We start from the raw sequence: 20,232 nt of genomic DNA, 5'->3' as shown, positions 1-20,232 counted from the left end.
CCGATCGGCTCCGGATCCACACTAAACTCGGCGCACCCGCCCCACCTAGCCCCAGGGACCCGAGTTGGCAGGAAGTCACCGCGCACCACGCTCCGCCGAGCCGCGGCCGACGTCCGGGCGCGCCAAGCGGCGGATGGCTCCCCCGCGACTGTCTCGCGGCGCCGTCGCGGTCGCCGCAGCAGTTGCGCTCGTGCCGGCTGTCCTGCTCGGAGCCCAGAAGCTGTTCGAGGATTCCGAGGATCCGGGCGGGACCACGAAGGGGGTCGTCGAGCCGCCGATCCCGCCGGTGACCACCCCGGGCCTGACTCCGGGCCTGACTCCGGGCTCGACTTCGGGGACCCCGAGCAGCTCTCCCCCGACGACGTCAACGAGCAGCCCGCCGACCCAGGGTCTGCCCACGGTGCCCACCTCGGTCCCCCGCAGCCTGGTCGTGAAGGGGCTGCTCGAGGTCGGTTTCGACGACGCGGTCACGCCCGAGGGCGGCAAGTTCGTCGCAGGTTCGACCGCCGAGGCAGCGCGCTGGGAGTCGCGTGGCCAACCCGGGAGCCCCGGGAAGGACACGGTCTTCCTGATCGGCAAGGTCTACCGCCAGGGCGCCAGCGCGTTCGACGACCTGCCGTCGGTGAAGGTCGGCTCCGAGATCGTCATCCGCACCGACGAGGGACGGTTGACCTTCACGGTCACCGCGTCCGACGACCGGCCGGCCTCCGGGCTCATCGACACCCCGGACTTCACCGACAAGGTGCCAGGACGCCTGGTGCTCGTCGGCATCCTGTTCGACGCCTCCGACGACGAGCGGACGGGCCAGTACCGGGTCGTGGTCGCCCAGCTGAGCGGGGCAACCCGGAGCTGAGAGCGCCGGTCACCACGTCTCGGCAAGCTCGACGACCGGGCCGCTACCGCTGGACGGCGCCGTGCCGGGCTGCCGCGAGCTCGACGGCCGCGGCGCGTGCGGCCCCCGTCTCGGCCTCGGTCAACGTCCGGTCAGGGGCACGGAACCGGAGCGCGAAAGCCAGCGAGCGGTTGCCCTCGCCGACCTGCTCCCCGGTGTAGACGTCGAAGAGCCGGACGGACTCGCAGAGCTCTCCCGCGCCCTCGCGCAGCGTCGCCGCCACCGCCTCGGCCGGTACGTCGAGAGCCACCAGCAGTGCGACGTCCTCCTTGGCGACCGGGAAGGTCGAGAACTCCGGAGCGGGGACGATGGCGACCGCGTGCTGGAGCAGCCGGCTCAGGTCGATCTCGGCAGCCACCGTGCGGGCCGGGACGCCGGTGGCGACGCAGACCCGCGGGTGCAGCTCGCCGGCGTACCCGATCGGCACCGGACCACCCTCGGCGACGACGCTGATCGCGGCGCAGCGGCCGGGGTGCCACGGCGCCTGCTGGGCCGCGTCCACCGACAACGTGACGCCGACGGCGTCGGCAACCTGGCGTACGCCCTCGATCGCATCGGACCAGGTGGCCCTGCGTCCGGCGCCCCACCACCCGGAGAGCTCGCGCTCCCCGGCCAGCACCAGTGCCAGGTGAACCGGCTGGTCCGGAAGTGCCTTGTTCAGGTCGTCCCACTCCCCGTCGGTGGGCCGACGGTCGACGGGCAGGATCGGCGCGACAGCACCGACGTGCGGCAGCGTGACCGGAGCAGCCTCGAACAGCGCGACATCCGTGGATCCGCGGCCGACGTTGCGCGCCAGCGCCTCCAGCATGCCCGGCAGCAGCGTCGTGGTCATCAGCGGCGCCTCCGCGGACAGCGGGTTCGCCAGTCGCAGGGCCGTACGCCGGACGTCCTCGGCCGGGATCGACAGGGCGTCGAAGGCCGACTCGCCGACGAACGGGAAGGTCAGCACCTCCACGAACCCGGCGCCGGCCAGCGTGCGTCCGACGCGGCGGCGCAGCAGCTGCTCGGGGGTGAGGCCGCGGCCTGCGGGAGCGGGCGGGAGCACCGAGGGCACGTTGTCGTACCCCACCACGCGGGCGACCTCCTCGACCAGGTCGAACGGATCGGTGATGTCGGGTCGCCACGGCGGCGGGACGACCGTGAGGGTGTCGTCCCCGCTCACCAGGCAGCCCACGGCCACCAGGTTCTCCCGGGTGGTCGCGGCACTAATCTCCATCCCGGTGATGCGCGCGGGCAGGTCGGCCGCGATCGTGATCGTCGGGCGCCCGGGCGCCGTACCGACCTTGGTGACACCGGCGTCGGCCGTTGCACCTCCGAGCTCGACGAGCAGCTCGACGACCCGGTCGGCAGCGGCCTCGGGGATGGTCGGGTCGACGCCCCGTTCGTTGCGCTTGCCCGCCTCCGAGGTCAGCTTGTGCCGCTTCCCGGTACGGAACATCGACACCGGGTTCCAGGAGGCGACCTCGACCAGGACGTTCGTCGTGGTCGCGGAGATCTCGGTGCTCTCACCGCCCATGACGCCGCCCAGCCCGATCGGGCCGGAGTCGTCGGTGACGACCAGGTCCTCGGCGGCCAGGGTGCGCACGACCCCGTCGAGGGTGGTGAGCTTCTCGCCCTCGTTCGCCCGACGGACCCGGATCGGGCCGCTCAGCTTGTCGGCGTCGTAGCCGTGGATCGGGTGACCGAGCTCGAGCATCACGTAGTTGGTGATGTCCACGGCGAGCGAGATCGGGCGCATGCCCGCGTGCTGGATCCGTCGAGCCATCCAGCGCGGGGTGGGTGCCTCCGGGTCGAAGCCGCTGACGGTGCGCGCCACGAACACCGGGCAGCCTTCGGGGTCGTCGATCTCGACCGGGTAGCCGTCGGCGTTCGGGGCCGGGGTGTCCCGCAGGGCGGGATCGGTGAAGGTACCGCCGGTACCGAGGGCTGCGTCGCGCGCGACACCGCGCAGCGAGAGCGCGTAGGCGCGGTCGGGGTTGATCTCGAACTCGATGACGTCGTCGTCGAGCAGCAGGTACTCCCGGACGCTGTCACCGGGCTCGCCTGCGTCCGGTGGGAGCACGATGATCCCCGTGTGGTCGTCGCCGAGGCCGAGCTCCTTGGCGGAGCAGATCATGCCCGCGCTGAGGTGGCCGTAGGTCTTCCGCTCGGAGATCTCGAAGCCCCCGGGCAGCACACCGCCGGGCAGCACGACGACGACCAGGTCGCCGGGACCGAAGTTGTGCGCCCCGCAGACGATCCCCTGGGGCTCGCCGGTGCCGTTGGCGTCACCGACGTCGACGGTGCACCAGTTGATCGTCTTGCCGTTCTTCTGCGGCTCGGGCTCCTGGGTCAGGACGCGCCCGATCACCAGCGGGCCGGTGATGTCGGCGCCGGGCTTCTCGAGCGCCTCGAGCTTGAGTCCGAGCGCAGTCAGACGTGCAGCGAGAGCCTCGACGGTGACGTCGGCGGGCAGGTCCACGTAGTCGCGGATCCACGAAAGAGGTGCCTTCATGGCGCTCAGATCTCCGTTCCGAAAGCGCGCGAGAAGCGGATGTCACCCTCGAAGACGCTGCGCAGGTCCTCGACGCCGTGGCGGAACATCAGCGTGCGGTCGATGCCGAACCCGAAGGCGAACCCGGTGTAGCGCTCCGGGTCGACGCCGCACGCGGTGAGCACGCGCGGGTTGACCACACCGCAGCCACCGAGCTCGATCCAGCCCTCACCGCGACAGGTGCGGCAGGTGGGGACCTCGGCGTCGGGGTCGTCGTTCAGGCCGGTGCCCCGGCAGACGAAGCAGACCAGGTCCATCTCCGCGCTCGGCTCGGTGAACGGGAAGTACGACGGTCGGAACCGGGTCACGACCCCCTCGCCGAAGAGCGCCTGGAGCATGTGGTCCAGCGAGCCCTTGAGGTGCGCCATCGTGATGCCCTCGTCGACCACCAGCCCCTCGACCTGGTGGAACATCGGGCTGTGGGTGGCGTCGTACTCGTCGGTGCGGAAGACGCGTCCCGGGCAGACGACGTAGATCGGTGGCTTCCGGGTGAGCATCGTGCGGGCCTGCACCGGCGAGGTGTGCGTGCGCAGCACGACGTGGTTCTCGGCGGGTTCGGTCCAGAAGGTGTCCTGCATCGTGCGAGCAGGGTGGTCGGCGCCCAGGTTGAGGGCGTCGAAGTTCAGCCACTCGGCCTCGACCAGCGGACCCTCGGCGACCTCCCAGCCCATGGCGACGAAGACGTCGGCGATGCGCTCGGACAGCATCGTGATGGGGTGCCGGGCCCCACGCGGGGTCCGGTCCCACGGCAAGGTCACGTCCACGGTCTCCGTGACCAGCATCCGCTCCTCGGCCTCGACCTCGAGCACGGCCTGCCGCGCCGCGAGGGCCTGGTTGACCGCCCCGCGAGCCTGGCCGACGCGCATGCCGGCGTCCTTCTTGGCCTGCGGCGGCAGCGCGCCGATCTCCCGGTTCGCGAGACCGAGCGGCGAGCGGTCGCCGGCGTGCTCGGTGCGGACCTGCTTCAGGGCCTCCAGATCGGTCGCTGCGGCGATCGCGGCGAGTGCCTCGTCGCGCATCGCGAAGACCTGCTCCTCCCCGAGCGGGGCTACCTGCTTGGGGTCGAAGGAGCTGTTGGGGGCTGACATGAGGGCCTCTCGGACGCGGTCGGGCGGAACTACGGGGAGCAGTCTAGGAGACCGAGACCCCCGTGCTTGCACGGGTTTCGACGTCCTCAGCGCGCCGGAGCTTGCCAGGGCACGAGTGCAGCGGCGTTCCTGCGACGAACCGGTTTCAGTTCCGGCGGTCCTCGGCGGGCCAGTCGACCACGATGCGGGCGCCGCCGCCGGGCGCGTCGGTGATCGACAGCTCTCCGCCGTGGACGCGCACCAGGCCGTTGACGATGTACATCCCCAACCCCGTGCCTCCGCGGGTGCCGTGCTTCCAGAACTTGGTGAACACCCGCGCCCGCAGGATCTCCGGGATGCCGTCACCCTCGTCGTCCACGACGAGCCGGAATCCCAGGGGTCCGTCCTCCAGGGCGACGCGGACCGTGCCCTCGCCGTGCCGGACAGCGTTGTCGACCAGGTTGGTGACGACCTGGACCAATTTGTCCGGGTCGCCGAACACGGGCACCTTCCGGTCAGCACCGACGACCTCGATCGTCCGGCTGGTGCCCGCCCGGACCGAGTCGACGACTCGCTCGACGACCGGCGCCGCGTCGAGGTCGCGCCGGTACAGCGGGAGCCGTCCGGTGTCGATCCGCGCGACGTCGAGCAGCTCGGTGATCAACCGGGACAGCCGCTCGGCATCCGTGGCAACCGTGGTCAGCATCAGCTTCTTCTGGTCGTCGTTGAGCTTCTCCCACTTGCTCAGCAGCGTGGTGACGAAGCCCTTCACCCCCGTCAGCGGGGAGCGCAGCTCGTGGGCGACCGTGGCGACCAGGTCCGAGCGCTCCCGGTCCAGGCGCGCCCGACCACGACCGGACCGCAGCACCAGCGAGACCCGCTCGACCGGGCCCTGCGTGGTGCTGCGCTCGAGCCGGGTGGTGACCAGGACCTCCGAGCCGTCAGGCAGCAGCCAGGACTGCTCGGGTACGCCGGAGACGATCGCCAGCGCGTCGTACGGACGGACGGTGCCGAACCAGTCGGCGGCGTCGGTGTCCTGGAGCGTCAGTGCCTCGGCGAGGTGAGCGCCCGGGCAGGCCTGGTCGCCCAGCATCTTCCGGGCGGTCGCGTTGACCAGCAGGACCACGCCGCCGGCGTCCGCGACCACCACCCCATCGGGCAGGGCGTCCCAGAGGGCGCGCTCGTCGAGGTCCACCGGGGCGGTCAGCCGGCGTTGCGGATGACGAACATCGTCTCCGGGTTGGTGCCGCCCTCAGGGTCCGGCACCGGCCGTACGTCGTGCTCCGCGACGGTGTCCTCCAGGCGCACCGACGGCGGCAGCGAGGTGTAGTCGGGCGCGGGTGAGGTCATGCCCCGAGCGTACGCCGCCCGGTCGCCGATGCGTAGAGGCAGACCGCAGCTGCCGTCGAGAGGTTCAGGCTCTCGGCGCGCCCGTAGATCGGGATCGCGACGCGGTGGTCGGCCACGGCAGCGAGCTCCTCGGGCAGCCCCCAGGCCTCGTTGCCGAACAGCCACGCGATCTTGCCGGTGAGGTCCGCACCCGTGAACAGGTCGACCTCTCCGGAACCGTCCGCGGCGAGCACCCGGTACCCGGCGGCCTGCACGGTTGCGACGGCCTCGAACGGGTCGAGGCCGGTGGCGATCGGGACGTGGAAGAGCGAGCCGACCGTGGCACGGACGGTCTTGTCGTTGTACGGGTCGACGCTGTTGCCGGCCAGCACCACGGCGCCTGCGCCGACGGCGTCCGCCGTACGGATGATCGTGCCGGCGTTGCCGGGATCGCGGACGTCGGCGCAGAGGACGACGACGTCACCACCGAGGACGGCCTCGACGGGCCGGTCCACGAAGCGGCAGACCGCGACTATCCCTTGCGGGCTCTGGGCACCGGCGAGCGAGGCCACGGCGTCGTCGGTCGCCTCCTGCCAGGGCAGGTCGGCGGCGACCACCCGGTCGCGCAGCGTGTCGTTGGCCGCCGTGGCGTCGAGCGTCGCGAAGACCTCGACGACGCAGCCCGGCAGCTCGAGCGCCTCGGTCAGCGCCTTCGACCCCTCGGCCAGGAAGAGCCGCACCTCGGCCCGGGAATTGCGACGGGCGAGCTTCCTCGCCGCCTTGACCCGACCGGAGCTGCTGGTCAGCAGCTCGCGATCGGCACCGGCAGGGAAGCTCGCCACGTCAGTGTTCTTCGCGAGGGAGGGCCGGAGCCCGTCCGCCAGGCTCAGGCGTTGACCGGAGCGTTGACGTCCTCGGGCAGAGCAGCCTTCGCCACGTCGACCAGCGCGGTGAACGCGGGCAGGTCGTTGACGGCCAGCTCGGCCAGGATCTTGCGGTCGACCTCGACACCCGCGAGCGTCAGGCCCTGGATGAAGCGGTTGTAGGTCAGACCCTGTGCCCGGACACCGGCGTTGATCCGCTGGATCCAGAGCTTGCGGAACTCGCCCTTCTTCTTGCGGCGGTCGTTGTAGCTGTAGACCAGGGAGTGGGTGACCTGCTCCTTGGCCTTGCGGTACAGGCGCGAACGCTGACCCCGGTAGCCGGAGGCGCGCTCGAGAACTACCCGGCGCTTCTTCTGGGCGTTTACCGCCCGCTTGACGCGTGCCATCTTGTGTTACTCCTTCAACGAATCTGGTCTCGACTGAGCTCGACCAACGACTTGGGGCTCAGAGACCGAGCAGCTTCTTGGCGCGGGGAACGTCGGCCTTGGCGACCTCAGCGGTGCCCGAGAGGCGACGCTTGACCGAGGCGGACTGCTTCTCGAGGTTGTGGCGCAGGCCCGCCTTCTGGCGGCGGATCTTGCCCGACCCGGTCACCTTGAAGCGCTTGCTCGCTCCAGAGTGCGTCTTGTTCTTCGGCATCTGTCTTTCCTTCTCTCAGGCTTCGATCTCGGGATCGAGGTTCTCTGAACGCTTGCGTTCCTTCTTCTGCGCGGCAGGGCCGGTGTGCGAGGCCTTGATCTCGGCCTCGATCTCCGCCTGCTCGGCCGCCTTCTCGGCTGCGGCCTCGACCTTCTCGGCCTTGACCTCCGCCTTGGCTTCCGCCTTCTTCTTGTGCGGGCCCAGAACCATGATCATGTTGCGGCCGTCCTGCTTGGGCGAGGACTCCACGAAGCCCAGCTCCGTGACGTCCTCGGCCAGCTTCTGCAGCAACCGGAACCCGAGCTCGGGGCGGTGCTGCTCGCGGCCGCGGAACATGATGGTGATCTTGACCTTGTCGCCCGAACGGAGGAACCGCACGACGTGACCCTTCTTGGTCTCGTAGTCGTGCGCGTCGATCTTCGGTCGGAGCTTCATCTCCTTGATGACGACATTCGTCTGGTTGCGGCGAGCCTCACGGGCCTTCTGGGCGTTCTCGTACTTGAACTTGCCGTAGTCCATGAGCTTGCAGACCGGCGGCCGGCCCTGCGGAGCGATCTCGACGAGGTCGAGGTCGGCCTCCTGGGCAAGCTTCAAGGCCTGGTCGGTCGGCACGATGCCGACCGTCTCACCGTTGGGGCCAACGAGCCGGACCTCGGGAACCCGAATCCGGTCGTTGATGCGCAGCTCAGTGCTGATGTGTCCTCCTGGGTAGCTTTTCCTGGTCGACCACCCGGGGCCCCACAAATCAGAAGGGCCTCCGTGAAGACGCACGGAAGCCCCTGGATCAGCGATTCCGACGCGTGGTCGAACCGCTGGACCGGACCCGACGACCTGGTGCCTCCACGTTCGAGGCTGGCGGTCGGTGCGGGTGGGAGGAGGCCTCCACTTGTCAGATCCGACGCCGGAGCGACGGATCGGTCGTTCACAAGGGTACAGACCAGGGCCCGACAAGTCACATCGGGCGTTCGACGACCTTGGCCCAGCCCCAGCCGTCGTCCACCCGGAGCAGTTCGAGACCCTCCCCGAGCGCGGCGAGCTCATCGGAATCCACCGGGAACGGCACCGGGCCGGCCACGTCGACCAGCAGGGCCGCAGCGCCGTCCTGGATGGCGGAGAGCGCCGCCTTGCGGAGCTCGACGGCCACCGGGCGGGCCTCGGGGTTCCACGCCTCGAGGGAGGCGGTGGAGGTGAACGCGAGCAGCGCCGTCCGGCCGTCGCGCCCGGTGATCAGCACGGTGGCCATGTCGCTGGTCTTGTCGTGGGCCAGGCCGTTCTCGTCGTGCTCGACCTCGCCGAGGACCGCCACCACCGGCACCAGCACACGGGACTCCTGCAGCGCGGCGAGCGCCTCGACCCGCGGGACGGCGCCGCCGGCGTACGCCGCCAGGGCCGCCATGACGCTCGGGCTCGCCGCACCGTCGTCGTCGGCGAACCCGGGATCGGGGATCACGCGTTCGAGGTCCACGCCGGGCATCGTCTCAAACCGGGCGGCGTCTTCGTAGGGTGGACCCCATGAACGACGCCGCGCGCACCAGGCTGGCCGCTCGACTCGGCGCGGCCGTCGGCTCCCTGGAGGACCCGGCCACCCCGATGGTGGTCGTCGACCTCGACGCGTTCGACGCGAACGCCGCCGACCTGCTGCGTCGCGCCGGGGGTACGCCGATCCGGGTCGCCTCCAAGTCGCTGCGGATCCCGGCCCTGCTCGAGCGCACGCTCGCGCTCCCCGGGTTCGCCGGCGTGCTCGGGTACGCGCTGCGCGAGGGCCTGTGGCTGGTCGAGCAGGGCATCAGCGACGACGTCGTGCTGGCGTACCCGACAGTCGACCGGGTCGCCCTGCGCCGACTGTCGTCCGACGATGCCGCGCGAGCGGCGGTGACGCTGATGGTCGACTCCCCCGCCCACATCGACCTGCTCGACGCCTGCCGGGTCGGGGACGCGCCGTACCGGGTCGCCCTGGACGTCGACGCCGGGTTCCGGCTGGGCAGCGGGCGACTCGGTGCCCACGTCGGTCCGAAGCGCTCGCCGCTGCAGGACCCCGACGACGTGCTGGCGTTCGCCCGCCAGGTCGTCGACCGGCCCGGGGTCGAGCTGGTCGGGGTGATGACCTACGAGGGCCAGGTCGCCGGCGTTCAGGACACCGTGCCCGGCCAACGGCTGAGGTCCGCGATCGTCCGCCGGATGAAGGCCGCCTCGATGGACCAGCTGGTCGAGCGTCGCGGACGTGTCGCCGCAGGCCTGAAGGACCTGGTCGAGCTCGAGTTCTGGAACGGCGGCGGCTCCGGGAGCGTCGAGGCCACCGCGGCCGACCCGGCCGTCACCGAGATCGCCGCCGGCTCGGGGCTGCTGGTGCCGACGCTGTTCGACCACTACGCCAGCTTCGAACCGCGACCTGCCGCCTTCTACGGCGTCCCCGTCGTACGCCGCCCCTCGGCCGACGTGGTCACGGTCGCCGGTGGTGGGTTCACCGCCAGCGGTCCGGCGGGACCGGACCGGGCGCCCACGCCGTGGGCTCCCCCGGGCCTGTCGCTGACAGGGCTGGAAGGGGCTGGTGAGGTGCAGTCGCCGCTGACCGGTCCGGGGACCGCGGGGCTTTCGGTCGGCGACTGGGTCTGGTTCCGGCACGCGAAGTCCGGCGAGCTGGCCGAGCACACGAACCTGGTGCACCTGGTGGCCGGGGACGCGGTGGTTGAGTCCGTTCGCTCGTACCGCGGGTTCGGCTGCTCCTGGTGAAGCGGAGCGCCATCAACGACGTCGTCCACGCCGTCGACCTCGAACGGGGCTTCGACCCGAGCACTCGCTCGGTACTCTGCATCGACGGGCGCGCCGGGACGGGCAAGACCACCCTGGCCGCGGCGGTCGCAGCCGAGGACGGCGGCGCCACGGTGGTGCACACCGACGACCTGCTGCCCGGCTGGGACGGACTTCCCCAGCTGCCCGCCCTGCTGGCCGGCCTCGTCGAGCCGCTCGCGGCGGGCCTGCCGGGGAGCTACCAGCGCTACGACTGGGCTGCGGGCAGGCTGGCCGAGACCGTCGTGGTCGAACCATCTTCGGGGTTGGTGATCATCGAGGGCGTCGGCGCAGGATGCCGGACCCTGCGACCGTGGCGGTCGGTGCTCGCCTGGGTCGAAGCGGGGTCGGAGGTGCGCAAGGCCCGTGCGCTGGCTCGCGACGGCGATGCCTTCGCGCCGTACTGGGACGCCTGGCTGCTCGCCGAGGACGCGTACGTCGCCACCGAGCTCGATCTTGACCGGATCGACGTGACCGTCTGGACCTGAGCCCCGCCTCAGTCGTCGGTGGGGCTGCTCTCGGCGACCAGGCGCCGGAACTCGCGGACCGCGTGCAGCGCACGGTCGCCGTCGGAGGACTGGATCGCCAGGGCCGAGATCGAGGTGCCGTCGGAGAGGTCGAGCCCGGCCCACGGCGCGCCCCGGCGCATGTTGACCGCGATCAGCTGGGCCCAGTCCAGGTCGTACCGCTTGTAGCCGTTGACCACGGTGACCCCCGACTCGGAGACCGTCACCCGCGAGCGCATCAGGGCGAACCAGACCCCGAGTGCGATCAGCCCCAGGAACACCAGGGTGCCCTTCTGGAACGGCGTGAACTTCGCCCGGATGTCAGGACCCAGCGCGATCCAGCAGGTCAGGGTGAGCGCGACCAGCATGACGCCGAGCACGGTCCCCATCAGGCGCGCCCCGAACGGGCGCCAGGTGTGCGGGAGGTCGACCGGCTTGTGCGTCACGCGATCACAGGCGGCAGGCGTGGATGTCGGTGAGCAGGATCGCTCGGGCGCCGAGCTCGTACAGATCGTCCATCAGCTGCTGGGCGCCGGCACTCGGGACCATCGACCGCACCGCGACCCAGCCCTCGCGATGAAGCGGGGAGACCGTGGGGCTCTCCAGTCCGGGGGTCAGCTTGATGGCGTCCTCGACCCGGTCGCTGGGGATGTCGTAGTCCATCATCAGGTACGAGCGCGCGACCAGGACGCCCTCGAGCCGGCGCCGGAACGTCGTCAGCCCCTCCGGCTCGGAGCCTGCACGGGTGATCAGCACCGCCTCGGACTCCATGATCACGTCGCCGACGATCACCAGGCCGGCCTGCTTCAGCGTGCTGCCGGTCTCCACGACGTCGGCGATGGCGTCGGCGACCCCGAGCTGGATGCTGGTCTCGACGGCGCCGTCGAGGTGCACGACGCGGGCGTCGATCCCCTGCTCGGCGAGGTAGGCCTCGACCACCCCGACGTACGAGGTCGCGATGCGCTTGCCGTTCAGGTCGGCCAGCGAGTCCAGCACGCCCGGACGCGCCGCGAACCGGAACTTCGAGCGCCCGAAGCCGAGCTGCATGGCCTCGGCGGCCGAGGAGCCGGAGTCGAGCAGCAGGTCACGGCCGGTGATGCCGATGTCCAGGGTGCCCTCGCCGACGTACAGGGCGATGTCGCGGGGGCGGAGGTAAAAGAACTCGACGCCGTTGGCGGTGTCGAGCAGGCTGAGCTCCTTGGAGTCCGAGCGCTGGCGGTAGCCGGCTTCCCGGAGCATCTCGGAGGCGGCCGTGGAGAGCGCGCCCTTGTTGGGCAGCGCGATCCGGAGCAGGTTCGCTCCGTTGGTCGGGCTTGTCGAGACCATGAGGTGTCCTAGAGGTGGGAGTAGACGTCGTCGAGCGAGATTCCGGCGGCGAGCATCAGGCACTGCGCGTGGTACAGCAGCTGGCTGATCTCCTCGGCCGCCCGCTCATGCCCCTCGTGCTCCGCGGCCATCCAGGACTCGGCGGCCTCCTCCACCAGCTTCTTGCCGATGAAGTGCACGCCCGCGTCGAGCGCGGCCACGGTGCCGGAACCCTCCGGGCGCGACTCAGCCTTCTCGCTGAGTTCGGCCCACAACTCCTCGAACGTCTTCACGGAAGGACAGCCTAGTGGCTGGGTCGAACGAGTTCTCACCGCGTCTCGACAAGCTCGACCACCGGGGGCGCTCCAACGAGGCGGTCCGTCAGCCGAGGTGCTCCCGGCGGCGGATCTTGCGCAGCGTGACCGCCGTCTGCAGTGCGGCGCTGGTGGCCTCGTAGCCCTTGTCCTCGCGCGAGCCCTCCAGGCCGGCCCGGTCGAGCGCCTGCTCCTCGTCGTCGCAGGTGAGCAGACCGAAGCCGACCGGGATGCCGTGGTCCAGGGCGACCCGGTTCAGGCCGTCGGTCGCGGCCGAGGAGACGTACTCGAAGTGCGGCGTGCCGCCGCGGATGATCACGCCCAGCGCGATCACCGCGTCGAAGCCCTGCCGTGCCAGGGCGTCCGCGACGACCGGGAGCTCGAAGGAGCCCGGGACCCGGACGACCACCGGCTGCTCGACCTGGTGCTTCTTCAGCGCCTCCAAGGTGCCCTCGAGCAGGCCGGTCATCACCTTCTCGTGCCAGCTCGCCGCGACCACCGCGACCCGCAGGTCGTGGCAGTCGAAGGGACGGTCGGTCGGGCTGCCTTCGCCACTCATGAGGTTGCTCCCGTTGTCGTCGCGGTCGAGGTCAAGTCGGGCAGGTCGTGGCCCATCCGGTCGCGCTTGGTGCGCAGGTAGGCGATGTTGTGGTCGTTGGGCCGCGGCGTCAGGCCCACCTGCTCGGTCACCGGGATCCCGTACGACGACAGGCTCGCGGTCTTGTCCGGGTTGTTGGTCAGCAGCCGGACCGACTCCACACCGAGGTCGCGCAGGATCTGGGTCGCCGCCCCGTAGTGGCGGGCGTCGGCCGGCAGTCCCAGGTCGAGGTTGGCGTCCACGGTGTCGCGACCGCCGTCCTGGAGCTGGTAGGCCTGCAGCTTGGCGAGCAGACCGATCCCCCGGCCCTCGTGCCCGCGCAGGTAGATCACCACGCCGCGGCCCTCGGCGGCGATCCGCTCGAGCGCCTCGTCCAGCTGCGGCCCGCAGTCGCAGCGCGAGGAGCCGAACACGTCGCCGGTCAGGCACTCGCTGTGCACCCGGGCCAGCACGGGCTCCCCGGAGCGCAGCTCGGCCGGGTCGCCGTACACCAGGGCGATGTGCTCGGAGTCGTCCACGGTGATCCGGTACCCGAACGCCGTGAAGTCGCCGTGCGCCGTCGGGAGCAGGGTCTCGGCGACCCGCTGCACGTGCGTCTCGGTACGCCGGCGGTAGTGCACCATCTGCTCGATCGAAATCATCTTCAGACCGTGCTCGTCGGCGAACGCGCGCAGCTCCGGGCCGCGCTTCATCGTGCCGTCGTCGTTGACCACCTCGACCAGCACGCCGGCCGGGGTCAGGCCGGCCATCCGGGCCAGGTCGACCGCCGCCTCGGTGTGGCCCCGGCGTACCAGGACACCTCCCTCGCGGTAGCGCAGCGGGAAGACGTGGCCGGGCCGGGTGATCTCCCACGGCTCGGTCGCCGAGTCCGCCAGGACCCGGGCGGTGTGCGCGCGGTCTGCCGCGGAGATCCCGGTGGAGACGCCGTCGCGGGCGTCGACCGAGATCGTGTACGCCGTCCGGAGCTTGTCCTTGTTGTGCGGGGTCATCAGCGGGATCTCGAGCCGGTCGAGCATGTCCGCCGGCATCGGCACGCAGATCACTCCCGAGGAGTGCCGGATGGTGAAGGCCATCAGCTCCGGCGTGGCCTTGGCGGCCGCGAAGATGATGTCGCCCTCGTTCTCGCGGTCCTCGTCGTCGACGACCACCACGGCCTTGCCGGCGGCGATGTCGGCGATCGCGGCCTCGATGTCGTCGAGCCGGATGCCGCGGTGCTGCTCCGGCGTACCGGTGCTGCCGTGGATGTTCTCAGTCATGTGCCTTCACCATCTTCTCGACGTACTTCGCGATGACGTCCACCTCGAGGTTGACGCTGTCGCCGGGTTGCTTGAAGCCCAGGGTCGTGCGGGCCAGGGTCTCGGGGATGAGGCTGACCGTGAAGGTCGGGCCATCCTCGGCGGAGTCGTCCAGGTCGGCCACGGTCAGGCTGATGCCGTCGACGGTGATTGAGCCCTTGGCGACCAGGTACTTGTCCAGCTCCGCGGGCAGGGAGATCGTGACCAGCTCCCAGTGCTCGCTCGGCGTGCGCGACACGATCTCGCCGGTACCGTCCACGTGTCCCTGGACGATGTGGCCGCCGAGGCGCGTCGCCGGCGTGACCGCCCGCTCCAGGTTGACCTTGCTGCCGCGCTTGAGTCCGCCCAGCGCGGTGTTGGCGAGAGTCTGCAGCATCACGTCCGCGGTGAACACGCCGCGCTTGTTGGTCACGACGGTGAGGCAGACGCCGTTGACCGCGATGGAGTCGCCCAGCTTGGCGCCGGTGGCCACCTCGGGACCCTGGATCGAGAGCCGCACGGCCTCGTGCAGCGGCTCGATCCCGGAGACCACCCCGAGCTCCTCGATGATGCCGGTGAACATGTCAGTCCTTCTTTCCGTGGTGACGCGGTCGGCCGGTGAACCGGACGTCGTGGCCGAGGACCGTGACGTCCTCCACCTCGAGTTCCAGCGCTCCGGTGATCGATTCGATTCCCAGGTCGGCGACGGCGCTGCGGCCGGACCCGAGGAGCTTGGGGGCGACGTACGCCACGACCTCGTCGACGCGACCGGCGGCCAGGAACGCCGCACCCAAGGTCGGGCCGCCCTCCAGGAAGACGTGCTGGATGCCGAGCTCGTGCAGCTCGGCGAGGGCACCGGCGACGTCGCGGGTCTGCAGGTGGACCGTCTCGGCCGATCCGTCGAGCAGGCGGGCACCGGGCGGCAGCTCGCGCTCGCCGACGACGACCCGCAGCGGCTGGAGCCCGACCAGCTCGCCGACCTCGTCGCGGACGGTCAGTGCAGGGTCGTCGGTCAGGGCCGTGCCGGTGCCGACCAGGATCGCGTCGCACTCCGCGCGCAGGCGGTGCACGTCGCGGCGGGCCTCCTCGCCTGTGATCCACCGGCTGGAACCGTCCGCCGCCGCGCTCCGACCGTCCAGGGTGGCGGCGAGCTTCCAGGTCACGAACGGACGTCCGTGCTCGAGGGCGAACGTCCAGGCTCGGTTCAACCGACGCGACTCGCGCTCGAGCAGTCCGGTCTCCACCGCGATCCCGGCCTCGCGCAGCGTCGCGGCTCCCCCGGCGGCGAGCGGGTTCGGGTCGGGCTGGGCGAAGACGACCCTCGCCACGCCGGCGTTGACGAGGGCACGGGCGCAAGGCCCCGTGCGGCCGGTGTGGTTGCACGGTTCGAGGGTCACCACCGCGGTCGCGCCGCGGGCGGCCTCGGGGCCGGCGAGCTCGTACGCCGCCGCGAGGGCCGCAGCCTCGGCGTGCGCGGTGCCCGCGCCGCGGTGGAAGCCCTCCGCGATCACCGAGCCGTCGGTAGCCAGCAGCACGCACCCGACTCGTGGGTTCGGTCCGTGCGGGACGCCGGAAGTCGCGGCCAGTTCGAGGGCACGGCGCATCGCACGCTCGATCGTGGGCTGGTCTGCAGCCACTGCACCGCTCCTCTCCGTCCGGCTCGCGGACTCTGAGAGGGGTGCAGGGAAGTGCGCACAGGCCGCGCACGAGGACGTCGTGGACGTCCTGGCACGAGACCCAGCGTGCGTCTTCCCATCCGGACTTTCACCGTCGGTCCAGGAGTTTCACCTGGTCAACCGATCGCTGGCTGCGAACGGGTCGCGGACTTTAACCGCCGGCTCGGACTTTCACCGATCCCAGAGCACGCGAGTTCTCACTCGTAGGGACAAGCCTGCCACATCTCAGACTAGAACGCGTTCTATTTTTGACGTGAGGCCGCGCACACCCCATGAACGCCGAGAGGGCTGACATGTCCCACCCTCGAACGCCGAGCGGGCTGAGATGTCCCACCTCACACCGCCGAGAGGGCTGAGATGTTCAGGGCGCGGGACATCTGCGCCCGCTCGGCGTACGGGAGCGGGACATCTGCGCCCGCTCGGCGTACGGGAGCGGGACATCTGGGCCCGCTCGGCGTCAGACTGACTCGGCCCTGGCCTTCAGCTCGCGCACCATCGCGTCGGGGTCCTCGGCGGAGAACACCGCGGAACCGGCGACGAACACGTCGGCGCCGGCCTCGGCGCAGCGCTCGATCGTGTCCAGGGAGACTCCGCCGTCGACCTGCAACCAGACCTCGAGGCCGGCCGCGGAGATCAGCTCACGTGCGCGGCGGATCTTCGGCAGGCAGACGTCGAGGAACTTCTGGCCGCCGAAGCCGGGCTCGACGGTCATCACCAGCAGCATGTCGAGCTCGCCGAGCACGTCGGCGTACTGCTCGATGCCGGTAGCGGGCTTGAGCGCCATCGACGCGCGGGCACCCTTCGCCCGGAGCTCGCGAGCCAGCCGGATCGGCGCAGCGGCGGCCTCGGCGTGGAAGGTCACCGAGCCCGCGCCCGCCTCCGCGTACGCCGGCGCCCAGCGGTCCGGGTCGGCGATCATCAGGTGCGCGTCCAACGGGGTACCGGTCGCCTTCGCGAGCGACTCGAAGACCGGGAGACCGAGGGTCAGGTTCGGGACGAAGTGGTTGTCCATCACGTCCACGTGGATCCAGTCCGAGCTGGGGATGCGGGCGACCTCGTCGGCGAGGCGTGACAGGTCGGCGTTCAGGACGCTCGGCGTGATCTGGATTCCCATGGCGAGGCCCATCCTAGGGGTGGCGGCGGGTGCTAGCGGCGCCGGAGCAGTGCGACGAACATCGCGTCCGTACCGTGCCGGTGCGGCCAGAGCTGCAGGGCACCCTCGAGGTGCGCCGAGACTGCGTCGCCCGCTTCCGGGAGCAGCGCGGGAGCGTCCTCCAGGACGACGTCGTCCCGCACCGCCAGCACGGTCGCCACCACGCCGGCAGTCTCCTCGACCACCGGTGAGCAGGTCGCGTAGACCACGACTCCCCCGGGCCGGACCGAGTCGAGCGCCGCACCGAGCAGAGCCACCTGGAGGGGCACGAGCTCCTCGACGTCGGCCCGCGTACGCCGCCAGCGGCTCTCCGGTCGTCGGCGCAGGGCTCCGAGGCCGCTGCACGGCGCGTCCACCAAGACCCGGTCGAACGAGCCCGGCGCCCAGGCCGGGCGGGTGCCGTCACCCGTGACGACCCCCAGGACGCCGGCGACCGCAGCGCGGACTCCCTGGGCGACCAGGGCGGCGCGGTGGGGCTGACGCTCGTTGGCCAGCACCCGGGCGCCCTGCTGCGCGGCGAGCGCGGCGAGCAGAGCGGCCTTGCCGCCGGGGCCGGCGCACAGGTCGAGCCAGCGCTCGTCGCGCCCCTCGACGACCGCGCGCGCGAGCACCAGCGCCACGGCCTGGGAACCGGCGTCCTGGACCCCGGCGCGCCCCTCGCGCACAGCGGGGATCGCACCCGGGTCGCCGCTCTCGAGCTCGACGGCGTACGGCGAGACGGAGACCGGCGTGCCGCCCAGCTCGCCGACGTCGCAGAGGCCCGGACGGGCGACCAGCGTGACCGCGGGTCGAGCGTTGTCCGCAGCGAGGAGCGCCTCGACCTCCTCCGGACGGGCGAGCGCCTCGCCGAGCGCCTCCACGATCCAGTCGGGGTGAGCGGTGCGGGCGGACAGAGCCCGGTCCAGCATCCAGGCCTCGAGCGGCTGCGCCGCGATCTTGCGCAGGACCGCGTTGACCAGTCCGGACGGCTTGTGGCCGATGCGGTCCTTCACCAGGCCCACGGTGGTGTCGACAGCCGCGTGCGTCGGGACCCGCATCGCCAGCAGCTGGTGCGCCCCGAGCCGGAGCGCGTCACGCACGGGCGGGTCGAGCTCGCGGGTCACCAACCGGTCGACGATGTCGTCGTAGGTGCCCAGCGCCCGCAACGTGCCGCCGACGAGCTCGGTCGCCAGGGCGGCGTCACGGCCGCCGAGACCCTGCTCGCGCAGCAACCGGGAGAGCTCGAGGTTGGCGTAGGCGTCGTTGTCCGCCACCGCCCGCAGCACGTCGAACGCCACGAGCCGGGCCGGGTCAACCTTGGGCATCGTCGCGCTCGGCGAGGAACTTCTTGACCAGTGTCTTCGGTGCGCAGGCGCACCACGCCTCCGTGACCACCTCGACGAGCTCGTCGAAGGAGATCTCCCCGAGCCGGGACTGCTGCACCAGGACGGCGTTGAAGTTCTGGAAGTGGTCGATGGTGAAGAACGGGCCGTCGTCCTCCACGAGCGCCTGCTTGTCGTCGGCGTTCGCGGTGCGGATGACCAGCAGGTCGGTGTAGGGCTCGCCCGTGGCCGGGTCGAGGGCGTCCTTGCGCGGCTCCCGGTAGAGCAGGAAGCCGCGCCCCTTGTCGACGCCGTCGCGGACGCGGTGAGGGACCAGCCAGGTCGGCACCGCTCCCCAGCTCGTGCCGAACCAGGTCTCCGGCAGGCTGCCGCAGATCGCGTCGACGTCGGACGCGGCGGCGGGTCGTGCGCCGGAGCGGGTCATGCGTCCGCCAGCGGACCACCGAGGACCGTGCCGGACTCCAGACGGACGCCGCGAGCCCAGTCGGCGGCCGGCATCTGCTTCTTGCCGAACGCCTTGACCTCGCCGAGCTGCACCGGCGCTGTCGCCGTACCGACGAACACCGCGTTCTTGGTGACCTCGACGACGCCGGGCTCCAGACGCTCGCGGTCGACGATCCTGACCGGACCGAGCTTCATCCGCTCCCCGTCGTACGTCGTCCAAGCGCCCGGTCCGGGGGTGCAGGCGCGGATCCGTCGGTCGGTGCCGATGGCAGGGTCGTCCCAGTGCACCTGGGCGTGCTCGACCAGGATCTTCGGCGCGAACGAGACGCCCTCGGTCTGCTGCTCGCGGGCTTCGATGTCGCCGCTCTCGATGCCGTCCAGCGTGGCCACGAGCAGACCAGCGCCGCCCTCGGCCAGCTTGGCCAGCAGGCTTCCCGCCGTGTCGTCGTCGTGGATCAGCTGCGTCATCACGCCGAAGGTCGGTCCGGCGTCGAGCTCCTTGACGATCCGGAAGGTGGTCGCACCCGTGACCTCGTCGCCGGCGAACAGCGCGTGCTGGACGGGGGCGGCGCCGCGCCACTGCGGGAGCACCGAGAAGTGCAGGTTCACCCAGCCGTGCACGGGGATGTCGAGCGCCGACTGCGGCAGGAGAGCGCCGTACGCCACCACCGGGCAGCAGTCCGGGCGCAGCGCCGCCAAGGCCTTCTGGAACTCCGGGTCGCGCGGGTGCTCGGGCTTGAGCACCGGGACGCCGAGGGACTCGGCGAGCTGGGCGACCGGTGACGCGACCAGCTTGCGACCTCGTCCTGACGGAGCGTCCGGACGGGTGACGACTCCGACGAGGTCGTGGGGGCTGTCGGCGATCGCCTGCAGCGCGGGCAGGGCGGGTTCCGGCGTACCGGCGAAGACGACGCGCACGGCGGTCAGATCCCGAAACCGTTGGTGGCGTGCGGCGACAGCTTGACCTGGGTGTCGGCGCCGAACCACTCCGCCTCGCGGATGGCCTTCATCGCCGTCTTCCGCGCCTCGCGGTCCAGCCGGTCGACGAACAGGATGCCGTCGAGGTGGTCGGTCTCGTGCTGGATCGCACGCGCGAGCAGCTCCGAGCCCTCGATCACCACCGGCTCTCCGTGCATGGTGAAGCCGTGCGCCACGACGGACAGCGCGCGGACGCAGTCGATGGAGAGACCCGGGATCGACAGGCAGCCCTCGGGCCCGTCCTGGGTGTCGGAGGACAGCGTCAGGCTCGGGTTCACCAGGTGCCCGAGCTCGCCGTCGACGTTCCAGGTGAAGACCCGCAGGCCCACCCCGATCTGCGGCGCGGCGAGGCCCGCGCCCGGAGCCTCCAGCATGGTCTCGGTCAGGTCCGCGACCAGGGTGCGGAGCTCCTTGTCGAAGCTTGTCACCTCCGCCGCAGCGGTGCGCAGCACCGGGTCACCGAACAACCGGATCGGCCTGACAGTCACACGCTCTCCTTCCACGAGACCAGCCAAGTCTAGGGCGGGAGCA

General features: G+C 71.2%; 24 protein-coding genes and 1 riboswitch. Of the genes, 3 read left to right on the top strand and 21 right to left on the bottom strand.

Annotated elements, in window-relative coordinates; translation table 11 throughout:
* The first annotated feature begins 64 nt into the window (after positions 1–64).
* The gene (locus ABIE44_RS18495) at positions 65–853 is read left to right on the top strand and encodes a sortase family protein (protein WP_209714222.1); all 789 of its coding nucleotides are present in this window, start codon (positions 65–67) and stop codon (positions 851–853) included.
* 43 nt (positions 854–896) lie between these two features.
* Here ABIE44_RS18495 and pheT read toward each other — a convergent pair whose 3' ends face one another.
* The 9 genes from pheT to ABIE44_RS18450 all read right to left on the bottom strand — a co-directional run bounded on the left by pheT (position 897) and on the right by ABIE44_RS18450 (position 8,809).
* The gene (gene pheT, locus ABIE44_RS18490) at positions 897–3,386 is read right to left on the bottom strand and encodes a phenylalanine--tRNA ligase subunit beta (RefSeq protein ID WP_209714224.1); all 2,490 of its coding nucleotides are present in this window, start codon (positions 3,384–3,386) and stop codon (positions 897–899) included.
* Between the two features lie 5 nt (positions 3,387–3,391).
* Positions 3,392–4,513, bottom strand: a complete 1,122-nt coding sequence (gene pheS, locus ABIE44_RS18485) for a phenylalanine--tRNA ligase subunit alpha (protein ID WP_209714226.1) — start codon at positions 4,511–4,513, stop codon at positions 3,392–3,394.
* Positions 4,514–4,658: 145 nt separating this feature from the next.
* On the bottom strand, positions 4,659–5,687 hold the full coding sequence (locus ABIE44_RS18480; protein WP_209714228.1) for a sensor histidine kinase: 1,029 nt from the start codon (positions 5,685–5,687) through the stop codon (positions 4,659–4,661).
* An 8-nt stretch (positions 5,688–5,695) separates the two neighbouring features.
* Complete coding sequence (locus ABIE44_RS18475) at positions 5,696–5,842, bottom strand: hypothetical protein (protein ID WP_209714230.1); 147 nt, start codon at positions 5,840–5,842, stop codon at positions 5,696–5,698.
* Entirely contained in the window at positions 5,839–6,663 is an 825-nt protein-coding gene (locus ABIE44_RS18470) for a TrmH family RNA methyltransferase (RefSeq protein ID WP_209714232.1), read from the bottom strand. The genes ABIE44_RS18475 and ABIE44_RS18470 overlap by 4 nt, the downstream gene beginning before the upstream one ends.
* Positions 6,664–6,707: 44 nt before the next feature.
* Positions 6,708–7,091 (bottom strand): 50S ribosomal protein L20, encoded by a 384-nt coding sequence (gene rplT, locus ABIE44_RS18465; protein WP_209714234.1) that lies wholly within the window; start codon positions 7,089–7,091, stop codon positions 6,708–6,710.
* 58 nt (positions 7,092–7,149) lie between these two features.
* Positions 7,150–7,344 carry a 50S ribosomal protein L35 gene (gene rpmI / locus ABIE44_RS18460; protein WP_209714236.1) on the bottom strand — a complete coding sequence of 65 codons (195 nt, stop codon included), beginning with the start codon at positions 7,342–7,344 and terminating at the stop codon, positions 7,150–7,152.
* A gap of 15 nt (positions 7,345–7,359) precedes the next feature.
* Positions 7,360–8,088 (bottom strand): translation initiation factor IF-3, encoded by a 729-nt coding sequence (infC, locus tag ABIE44_RS18455; protein ID WP_502912764.1) that lies wholly within the window; start codon positions 8,086–8,088, stop codon positions 7,360–7,362.
* A gap of 208 nt (positions 8,089–8,296) precedes the next feature.
* The gene (locus ABIE44_RS18450) at positions 8,297–8,809 is read right to left on the bottom strand and encodes an SseB family protein (RefSeq protein WP_354438293.1); all 513 of its coding nucleotides are present in this window, start codon (positions 8,807–8,809) and stop codon (positions 8,297–8,299) included.
* Positions 8,810–8,856: 47 nt separating this feature from the next.
* On the opposite strand from ABIE44_RS18450, the gene ABIE44_RS18445 reads away from it, so the two are divergent.
* Together ABIE44_RS18445 and ABIE44_RS18440 are read left to right on the top strand one after the other, a co-directional pair.
* The gene (locus ABIE44_RS18445) at positions 8,857–10,074 is read left to right on the top strand and encodes an amino acid deaminase/aldolase (RefSeq protein ID WP_209714240.1); all 1,218 of its coding nucleotides are present in this window, start codon (positions 8,857–8,859) and stop codon (positions 10,072–10,074) included.
* A complete protein-coding gene (locus tag ABIE44_RS18440; protein ID WP_354438292.1) occupies positions 10,071–10,619 on the top strand; it encodes a nucleoside/nucleotide kinase family protein in 549 nt (182 codons plus the stop codon). The genes ABIE44_RS18445 and ABIE44_RS18440 overlap by 4 nt, the downstream gene beginning before the upstream one ends.
* 8 nt (positions 10,620–10,627) lie before the next feature.
* Here the strand turns inward: ABIE44_RS18440 and ABIE44_RS18435 are convergent, their stop codons facing one another.
* The 12 genes from ABIE44_RS18435 to def all read right to left on the bottom strand — a co-directional run bounded on the left by ABIE44_RS18435 (position 10,628) and on the right by def (position 20,189).
* Positions 10,628–11,083, bottom strand: coding sequence for a PH domain-containing protein (locus ABIE44_RS18435; RefSeq protein WP_354438291.1), 456 nt, complete (start codon positions 11,081–11,083; stop codon positions 10,628–10,630).
* A gap of 4 nt (positions 11,084–11,087) precedes the next feature.
* Positions 11,088–11,963, bottom strand: a complete 876-nt coding sequence (hisG, locus tag ABIE44_RS18430) for an ATP phosphoribosyltransferase (protein WP_354438290.1) — start codon at positions 11,961–11,963, stop codon at positions 11,088–11,090.
* 8 nt (positions 11,964–11,971) lie between these two features.
* Positions 11,972–12,235: a phosphoribosyl-ATP diphosphatase gene (locus tag ABIE44_RS18425; RefSeq protein ID WP_209714243.1), complete on the bottom strand. Its 264-nt coding sequence runs from the start codon at positions 12,233–12,235 to the stop codon at positions 11,972–11,974.
* An 88-nt stretch (positions 12,236–12,323) separates the two neighbouring features.
* On the bottom strand, positions 12,324–12,815 hold the full coding sequence (gene ribH / locus ABIE44_RS18420; protein WP_209714245.1) for a 6,7-dimethyl-8-ribityllumazine synthase: 492 nt from the start codon (positions 12,813–12,815) through the stop codon (positions 12,324–12,326).
* Positions 12,812–14,110 (bottom strand): bifunctional 3,4-dihydroxy-2-butanone-4-phosphate synthase/GTP cyclohydrolase II, encoded by a 1,299-nt coding sequence (locus ABIE44_RS18415; protein ID WP_209714247.1) that lies wholly within the window; start codon positions 14,108–14,110, stop codon positions 12,812–12,814. Before ABIE44_RS18415 ends, ribH begins: the two co-directional genes overlap by 4 nt.
* A complete protein-coding gene (locus tag ABIE44_RS18410) occupies positions 14,103–14,711 on the bottom strand; it encodes a riboflavin synthase (RefSeq protein WP_209714249.1) in 609 nt (202 codons plus the stop codon). The genes ABIE44_RS18415 and ABIE44_RS18410 overlap by 8 nt, the downstream gene beginning before the upstream one ends.
* A 1-nt stretch (position 14,712) precedes the next feature.
* Positions 14,713–15,732: a bifunctional diaminohydroxyphosphoribosylaminopyrimidine deaminase/5-amino-6-(5-phosphoribosylamino)uracil reductase RibD gene (gene ribD, locus ABIE44_RS18405; protein WP_209723057.1), complete on the bottom strand. Its 1,020-nt coding sequence runs from the start codon at positions 15,730–15,732 to the stop codon at positions 14,713–14,715.
* Between the two features lie 134 nt (positions 15,733–15,866).
* Positions 15,867–15,997: riboswitch (FMN riboswitch) on the bottom strand.
* A gap of 264 nt (positions 15,998–16,261) precedes the next feature.
* Entirely contained in the window at positions 16,262–16,918 is a 657-nt protein-coding gene (gene rpe / locus ABIE44_RS18400) for a ribulose-phosphate 3-epimerase (RefSeq protein WP_209714251.1), read from the bottom strand.
* Between the two features lie 32 nt (positions 16,919–16,950).
* Positions 16,951–18,261: an RsmB/NOP family class I SAM-dependent RNA methyltransferase gene (locus tag ABIE44_RS18395; protein WP_209714253.1), complete on the bottom strand. Its 1,311-nt coding sequence runs from the start codon at positions 18,259–18,261 to the stop codon at positions 16,951–16,953.
* Positions 18,248–18,703, bottom strand: coding sequence for a hypothetical protein (locus tag ABIE44_RS18390; RefSeq protein WP_209714255.1), 456 nt, complete (start codon positions 18,701–18,703; stop codon positions 18,248–18,250). Before ABIE44_RS18390 ends, ABIE44_RS18395 begins: the two co-directional genes overlap by 14 nt.
* A complete protein-coding gene (gene fmt, locus ABIE44_RS18385; protein WP_209714257.1) occupies positions 18,700–19,641 on the bottom strand; it encodes a methionyl-tRNA formyltransferase in 942 nt (313 codons plus the stop codon). The genes ABIE44_RS18390 and fmt overlap by 4 nt, the downstream gene beginning before the upstream one ends.
* Positions 19,642–19,646: 5 nt before the next feature.
* Complete coding sequence (gene def, locus ABIE44_RS18380; RefSeq protein ID WP_209714259.1) at positions 19,647–20,189, bottom strand: peptide deformylase; 543 nt, start codon at positions 20,187–20,189, stop codon at positions 19,647–19,649.
* Positions 20,190–20,232: the final 43 nt, after the last annotated feature.

This window comes from Marmoricola sp. OAE513 (assembly GCF_040546585.1).
Taxonomy (GTDB): domain Bacteria; phylum Actinomycetota; class Actinomycetes; order Propionibacteriales; family Nocardioidaceae; genus Marmoricola.
This window is presented reverse-complemented; position numbering and strand designations above follow the sequence as displayed.